At 63.6% G+C, this 6,839-nt stretch carries 7 protein-coding genes and 1 pseudogene; all 8 read left to right on the top strand.

The genetic code is table 11. The features are described from left to right. The coding region (locus ACO1BU_RS35435) for a ferredoxin reductase domain-containing protein (RefSeq protein ID WP_481133262.1) at window positions 1–440 on the top strand (440 nt) is incomplete at its 5' end. Window positions 441–453: 13 nt separating this feature from the next. Further along, window positions 454–1,761, top strand: a complete 1,308-nt coding sequence (locus tag ACO1BU_RS35430) for a 4-hydroxythreonine-4-phosphate dehydrogenase PdxA (protein WP_424140587.1) — start codon at window positions 454–456, stop codon at window positions 1,759–1,761. A 67-nt stretch (window positions 1,762–1,828) separates the two neighbouring features. Then, window positions 1,829–3,073, top strand: coding sequence for a cytochrome P450 (locus ACO1BU_RS35425; protein WP_424140586.1), 1,245 nt, complete (start codon window positions 1,829–1,831; stop codon window positions 3,071–3,073). Window positions 3,074–3,136: 63 nt separating this feature from the next. Further along, window positions 3,137–4,021 carry an SDR family NAD(P)-dependent oxidoreductase gene (locus ACO1BU_RS35420; RefSeq protein WP_424140585.1) on the top strand — a complete coding sequence of 295 codons (885 nt, stop codon included), beginning with the start codon at window positions 3,137–3,139 and terminating at the stop codon, window positions 4,019–4,021. A 76-nt stretch (window positions 4,022–4,097) separates the two neighbouring features. After that, window positions 4,098–5,417, top strand: a pseudogene (locus ACO1BU_RS35415) (aldehyde dehydrogenase family protein). Window positions 5,418–5,430: 13 nt separating this feature from the next. Further along, window positions 5,431–5,754 (top strand): 2Fe-2S iron-sulfur cluster-binding protein, encoded by a 324-nt coding sequence (locus ACO1BU_RS35410; protein ID WP_424140584.1) that lies wholly within the window; start codon window positions 5,431–5,433, stop codon window positions 5,752–5,754. Window positions 5,755–5,785: 31 nt separating this feature from the next. Beyond that, window positions 5,786–6,196, top strand: coding sequence for an FAD-dependent oxidoreductase (locus ACO1BU_RS35405; protein ID WP_424140583.1), 411 nt, complete (start codon window positions 5,786–5,788; stop codon window positions 6,194–6,196). A gap of 42 nt (window positions 6,197–6,238) precedes the next feature. Continuing rightward, a partial coding sequence (locus ACO1BU_RS35400; protein ID WP_424140582.1) for a transposase occupies window positions 6,239–6,839 on the top strand: 601 nt, incomplete at its 3' end.

Here is a 6,839-nt window from a genome sequence, read left to right as displayed (position 1 = left end):
TGAGCATGCCCTATGGCGATGCCGATCTGGACGGGCGGGATGAACGGCCGCTGATCCTGCTGGCGACCGGGACGGGTTTTGCACCGGTGACCTCGATCCTGGAGGAGGCGGTGCGGAAGCGCTGGACACGGCCCATCGCCCTGTACCGGGGTGGGCGGCGGCCCGAGGATCTGTATCTGCCGGAACTGCCGGCACGCTGGGCCCGGAAGCTGCTCGATTTTCGCTATGTGCCCGTGCTGTCGCGTGCGGACTTCGCCTGGGACGGGCGCGTGGGCTGGGTGCAGGCGGCGGCCGCGGCGGACCGGCCGGACATGACGGGCGTGCAGGTCTACGCCTCGGGAAGCCCCGAGATGGTGGCGGCGGCGCGGGAGAGCTTCACGAAACTGCATGGGCTGCCGGAAGGGGCGTTCTTCGCAGACGCCTTCCTACCCTCGGCATGAACGGGGCGGTTGCATGACGACTTCCCGGCGACGGATCGCGCTGACCATCGGCGATCCGAACGGAATCGGGCTGAAAATCCCTGTGAAAGCTGCTGTTGCCCTTCATGACGATTCGGCGCGGCGGCCGATCGCCGTCGGAGACAGTCATATCGTCGAGCCTCTGTCCGAGAGGACGGATTTCCCCGTGGAGACCCGCCGCTCTCATTGGGGCCGGGCGGGCAAGTCCGTCGATCTCTACGCCGCGGAGGCGATCGCGCCACAGGAATGCGCGCCCGGAAAGATCTCCGCGGCGGCAGGTCGGGCAGTGGTTACCTATGTGGAGAACGCCGTCCGCCTTCTTCGCGACGGGGCAGGCCGGGCGATCGATGCTTGCCCCCATTCGGAGATGTCGGTCAACAGCTCGGGGCGGCGCTTTTTTGGCTATCCGGACCTCCTGTCAAATATTCTCGGCACCGGGCCTGACAGGATATTTCTGATGCTCGTCAGCGGGGGGCTGCGGATCGTTCACGCCACCTTGCACGAGGCGATAGGGAGCGCCCTGTCTCGACTGACACCCGAGCTGATCGAAGGCGCTGCGGCGGCGGCCGACGGCGCCCTGCGCGATCTAGGCACTCAAAATCAGCGCATCGGCCTTACCGGCATAAATCCCCATGCCGGGGAGGGCGGCCTTTTCGGCAACAAGGCCCAGCGCATCGTGTCACCTGCTGTCGAGAGACTGCGGGCGCGCGACATCGACGCCGTAGGCCCGGAAGGGGCGGCCGCGATGCTGCGGCGCGACGGCTTCGACGCCCTCACGGTCATGCACCACAATCAAGGGCACATCCTTGTCAAGTTGAAGGCTGGCCGCAGCTCGGAAGCTCTCTCGATCGATGCTCGCACGACATTTCGCATCGGCCAGTATTTGCGGGTTCTCATGCCGGACGGCGATAGCCGCAACTACTCGATCGCCAATCGCCCCATTGAACCGACAAGCTGGAACACTACCTCCGGCAGGTTCCGGGAGGCAAGTTCTCCGAGAGCTTGCTCGCCACCCTCGATAGGGGAAGTCGCCTGGAAGTGGAGCTGCCCTATGGGAGTTCAGTCTCAGGGAGAACGACGGGCGGACAGAGCCTCTAATCGCGCCCGGGACCGGATTCGCGCCGATGAATTCCCTTATAGAGGATCAGATTTGTCTGGGCGGCAACCGGCCGCTCCACCTCCATTGGGGGCGCCAAAATCGAGGCGGACCTGTATATGGCAGACTTGGCGGCCAAATGGGTTGCGACCCATTCCTGGTTCAAGCTCACGCCCATCGTCTAAAGTCCGTCCGATCGCTGGATGAATCGCGCAGCTGCCGAGTAGCTTGAGAACGGCACTACTCACTGCGACTGAGGAACTGGGAGGAAAGAATGAGCCTAGTGCAAACCGTCGAGACCTCGGCGATCCGGCCGAAGGCACCCGCCAACAATGTCCCGGTGATCGGCACGGACCCGTATCTCGATGAGATCCTGTCTGATCCTTATCCCTTCTACGAGCGGCTTCGCGATGCCGGCCCGGTCGTGTGGCTAGAGAAATACGGCGTCTACGCCGTGGGCCGTTACGACGTCGTCAAGCGCGTGCTCACGGATCAGGACAGGTACTGCTCGAGTGCGGGGGTGGGCCTGACGAACTTTCACACCGAGGATCCGTGGCGCAAGCCGAGCATCATCCTGGAAGTGGACCCGCCCGAGCATACTCGGACGAGAAAGGTGTTTTCCCGGATCCTGTCGCCGAGATCGCTCAACAAGCTGCGGCCATGCTTCGAGGAGGAGGCGGCGAAGCTGGTCGAGACGCTCGTGGAAAAGGGCAACTGCGACGGAGTGAAGGATCTGGCCGAAGCCTATCCCTTGAAGGTCTTTGCCGATGCGGTCGGCGTCCCCGCCGCGGGCCGCGAGCATCTGCTGCCCTATGGCGACATGGTCTTCAACGCCTTCGGCCCCATGAACGACCGCTTCAAGGATTGCTTGGCCAAGCTGGGGCCTTCAATCCAGTGGATTAACGAGGTCTGTCAGCGCGACGTGCTGTCGAAAGACGGCTTCGGGGCAGATCTTTATGCGGCGGCCGATGCGGGCGAGATTACCCATGAAGAAGCTGGAATGCTGGTGCGCACCATGCTCTCGGCCGGCCTCGACACCACGATCTTCACTCTGGCGAACGCGGTGGCCAATTTCGGGACGCACCCCGATCAGTGGCGGATCCTTCAGGAGAATCCCACGACGGCCCGAAGCGCCATCGAGGAGGTTCTTCGATACGACAGCACGTTCCACTCCTTCTATCGCACCACGACACGGCCGTTGTCCCTGGAGGGCGTAGAACTCGATCGCAATCAGAAGATCCTCGTCTTCATCGCATCCGCTAACCGCGATCCGAGACATTGGCCCAACGCCGAGACGTTCGACGTGACTCGCAAGCCTTCGTCCAACATGGCGTTCGGCGCGGGCATTCACGGATGCGCCGGTCAGATGATCGCCCGTCTCGAAGGAGAGATTGTGCTCAAGGCGCTCGCCGAGCGCGTGGGAACCATCGAGCCGACCGGCGACCCGGAACTACATTTCAACAATACAGTCCGCGGGTACTCGCGTCTGCCGATTCGCGTGACGCCCAAGACGAACTAGGGCCGAACAGCTGGCAATGTGCTCGAAGGTCGGAGTGGCCCTGGGGGATGTGATGGCCGTGGCGTGGCGACGCCATGGTCGTCCGACCTCGCGAGGCTCAGCGGCATTGTTGAACAACGGATTAAAAAAGCCGGCTGGGGCTTCCCGCGCGGTCAGCAGTGCTTCGGAAGAAGCGTCTTGATGGAGTCCAGCATGAGCAGGGCAGAAAAGGTTGCAATTGTTACGGGCGGGGCGAGCGGTATCGGCCTGACGCTGACGCGAGCCTTGGCGCAAAACGGCTACTCGGTCGTGATTGGTGACCTCCGCGGATCGGATGAGGCGGCAGAAAAGCTCAGGAGAGAAGGACTTAGCGCTTCCGGTATCGAGACAGATGTCACCAGCGTCGAGGATACCAAAAAAATGGTCGCGCAGGCCATGGACCGCTTCGGCGGCCTGGACCTTTTGGTGAACAACGCCGGGATCTTCACTTCCCTTAGGCTGAAGCCCTTCGATCAGATCGACGCGGCCGAGTGGATGAAGGTCATGGAAGTGAACACGCTCGGACCATTCCTCTGCGCCAAGGCAGCGTTGCCGGCGCTGCGGGCGAGGGGAGGTGGGCGGATCGTCAATATTGCATCGACGTCTCAGCTGAAAGGTGCACCCTTCATGTTGCATTATACGTCGAGCAAGGGGGCAGTCATCTCCTTCACCCGTTCGCTCGCCCGTGAACTCGGCAATGAAGGCATCACGGTGAATGCGATCGCGCCGGGCTTCACCTTGAGCGACGGCGTGCTGGTGACCGGAATGGAGGAGAGGATGGGCGAGGTCGTCCGAAAGACGAGCCGCTCCATCCAGCGCGACCAGGTGCCAGCCGATCTTGTGGGTGCGCTTCTGTTCTTCGCGAGCGACGGCGCCTCCTTCGTTACCGGCCAGACTCTTGCGGTGGACGGCGGGAGTGTCTTCCTGTGAATGCCCTGCAACCCCTGCCATATGCGCCCTTGTCGATGGATATCGGCGGCCGCTTCATCGGGGAAGGCGAGCGTGAATGCGAGCCCGTTTTCAATCCGGACGACGACAGCGTGCCTGGATACCTTCCCCACGGCGGCCCCGTGCGACCCGGGAAAACCTCGCCCTTGCCCTCGCACTGACGGCTGCGACGCGGGCCTTCGAGGAGTGGCCGTGGAGCTCGCCTCTGAAGCGCAGCCGTATCCTCCGGCATGTCGCTGCGCTCATACGTGAGCGGGCGGACCAGATCGCTCGTGACCTGACCCGTAATCAGGGCAAACCCCTCTCAGGGACGAGGAACGAGGTCTGTTCGGCTGCCCGTCCCACCGAGTGGCACGCCGAGGAGTGCCGGCGCATCGACGGGCGAGTCATTCCGTCCCGTACGCCGAGCGTGCGCCAGACAGTCGTCCGACAGCCGGTCGGCGTATGCGCCTCCTTCACGCTATGGAACTTTCCTTTCGACCAAGCCCTGCGGAAGATCACCGCGGCCCTTGCGGCTGGCTACACGCTCATCATCAAGCCCGCCGAGGAGGCGCCAAGCTCCGTGGTGGCGCTGGCCCGGCTGTTCGCTGAAGCGGGGCTGCCGCCGGAATGCCTGAACGCCGTTTGGGGCATGCCGGCGCCGATCTCGACCTGGCTCATTCAGTCGCCCATCGTGCGAAAGGTCTCGCTCACCAGCTCGATTGCCGTTGGCAAGCAGCCAGCCGCCCTTTCCGGTGCCCACATGAAGCGCGTGACGATGGAGATCGGCGGCCATTCCCCGGTGCTGATCTATGATGATGTCGATATCGAACGTGCCGCTCCGTCGCTCGCGCGGTTGAAGACGCTGAATGCGGGCCAGGCCTGCATGGCGCCGAGCCGCTTCTATGATCAGAAGGGCGTGTTTGACGCGTTCACCGAACGGTTCACGGACGCTCTCTCCACCCGTGTCCTGGGCGACGGTCTAAACGCGGCGACCTGCATGGGACCTCTGGCTCACAAGTGGCGAGTGAACGTGATGGAGGAACTCGCGTCTGAAGCCTTCCAGCATGGCGCGACCTTGGTCACCGGCGCCATGACGCTATCATGACCCAGAAATTTCTTTCCTCCGACCGTGCTCCTAAACGCTCCGGACGGCTCGCGTGTGATGCGAGAGGAGCCACTCGGACCGACCGCTCCTGTCACCGCCTTCAAGGATGTCGACGAGGCAATCAAGCGGGCGAACGCGTTGCCGTTTGGGCCCGCCTCGCATGTCCTCACGCGGTCTTTGAAGCTCTCCCACCATGTCTCCAGCCGTCCGGAAGCGGGGAGTTATCTGCTTGTTTGGGAAACAGCAACTCGGTCAAACGCCTTAAATACTGTCTTTGGCTGGCCGACCTGAAGAGGAGCCCATAATGCCTAGAGTCACCTATGTGTCCGCCGACGGACAGGAGACCTCGCTCGAGCTTGAGGAAGGAATGAGCGTCATGGAAGGCGCCGTCGCGAATGGCGTAGACGGCATTGTCGGCGAATGCGGCGGCTCGCTGATGTGCGCGACCTGTCATGTCTATGTAGACGAGGACCACCTGAGTAAGCTGTCGGCGCGCGGCGAGGTAGAGGAGGAGATGCTGGACAGCGCCGCAGCCGAGGTCCTGCCGAACAGCCGGCTATCCTGCCAGATCAGGGTTACGCCGGAGCTCGACGGCCTCGTGGTCCGATTGCCGGAAAGTCAGCGTTGACGGCAACACCGCGCGGGACGGGTCCGAAGCCATGGAAAACATCGTCATCGTAGGAGCCGGCCATGCCGGGGTCGAGTTGGCCCACGCGCTACGGAAGGAAGGCTTCGGGGGCAGGGTCACGCTCGTCAGTGATGAGCCGGATCTACCCTATCAGCGGCCGCCTCTTTCGAAGGACTTCCTCAAGAGAGACGGCGCCAGACCACTTCTTCTCAAGGCGGAGGCGCTCTACGGACAGAACCGCATCGAGCTCAGGCTGAAAAGTAAGGTCGTAGCTATCGATCGGGAGCGCAAATGTGTCCGGTTCGAGAGTGGCGAAGAGCTTGTCTACGACCATCTCGCACTTGCCACCGGCGCGCGCAATCGCCGGCTTGACATCCCTGGGCTCGACCATCCCGCCATCCTGGAATTGCGGGGCCTAGGAGTGTGTCCCGGTAACGGCTGAAGTGGCTCGACAGGCGGGCTGGGTGGTGATTCGCTCGGCGGCATGACGAAGAGCTTTCGGCCCTGGAAGGTGGACGAGGTCTGGCTGCTGCCGCTCTCGGTGCAGGAGTTCGTGCCCCAGGGGCATCCTGCGCATCTGGTCCGCGACATCGTGGCGGAGGAGCTCGATCTCTCGGCCATTCTTGCGGCCTACACGGAGCCCCGTGGCTATCCGCCGTACCACCCAGGGATGATGGTGGCGCTGCTGCTCTATGCGTACAGCCGCGGCGTTTACTCGTCGCGGCGGATTGCGCGAGCCTGCGAAGAGCGGCTCGACTTCCAGGCGGTGACCGCGCTGAACCGGCCGGACTTCCGCACCATCAGCGAGTTCCGCCGGCGCCACCTCGCGGCACTGGCCGAGCTCTTCGTGCAAGTGCTCACCTTGTGCCGGCGCGCCGGCCTGGTCGGGCTCGGCCATGTCGCGGTGGACGGCACCAAGCTGCGCGCCAATGCCTCCAAGCACAAGGCGATGAGCTACGCCCGGATGGGCCCGGCCGAGGCCGAGTTGGCGGCCGAGGTCGAGGGGTGGCTGGCGCAGGCCGAGGGGACGGATGCTGCGGAGGACGCCACTCTCGGCGCCGAGCAGCGCGGCGACGAGATGCCGG

The sequence above is a fragment of the Roseomonas chloroacetimidivorans genome, from assembly GCF_049629625.1.
Lineage (GTDB): Bacteria > Pseudomonadota > Alphaproteobacteria > Acetobacterales > Acetobacteraceae > Roseomonas > Roseomonas chloroacetimidivorans.
The sequence above is the reverse complement of the archived record's forward strand: the minus strand, read 5'-3'. Positions and strand labels throughout refer to the sequence as shown.

What these genes read in the sequence shown, in the direction of transcription:
- ACO1BU_RS35405 (WP_424140583.1), top strand. Translation starts at nt 5,786, where the DNA reads ATGGAAAACATCGTCATCGTAGGAGCCGGCCATGCCGGGGTCGAGTTG.
- ACO1BU_RS35425 (WP_424140586.1), top strand. Translation starts at nt 1,829, where the DNA reads ATGAGCCTAGTGCAAACCGTCGAGACCTCGGCGATCCGGCCGAAGGCA.
- ACO1BU_RS35410 (WP_424140584.1), top strand. Translation starts at nt 5,431, where the DNA reads ATGCCTAGAGTCACCTATGTGTCCGCCGACGGACAGGAGACCTCGCTC.
- ACO1BU_RS35430 (WP_424140587.1), top strand. Translation starts at nt 454, where the DNA reads ATGACGACTTCCCGGCGACGGATCGCGCTGACCATCGGCGATCCGAAC.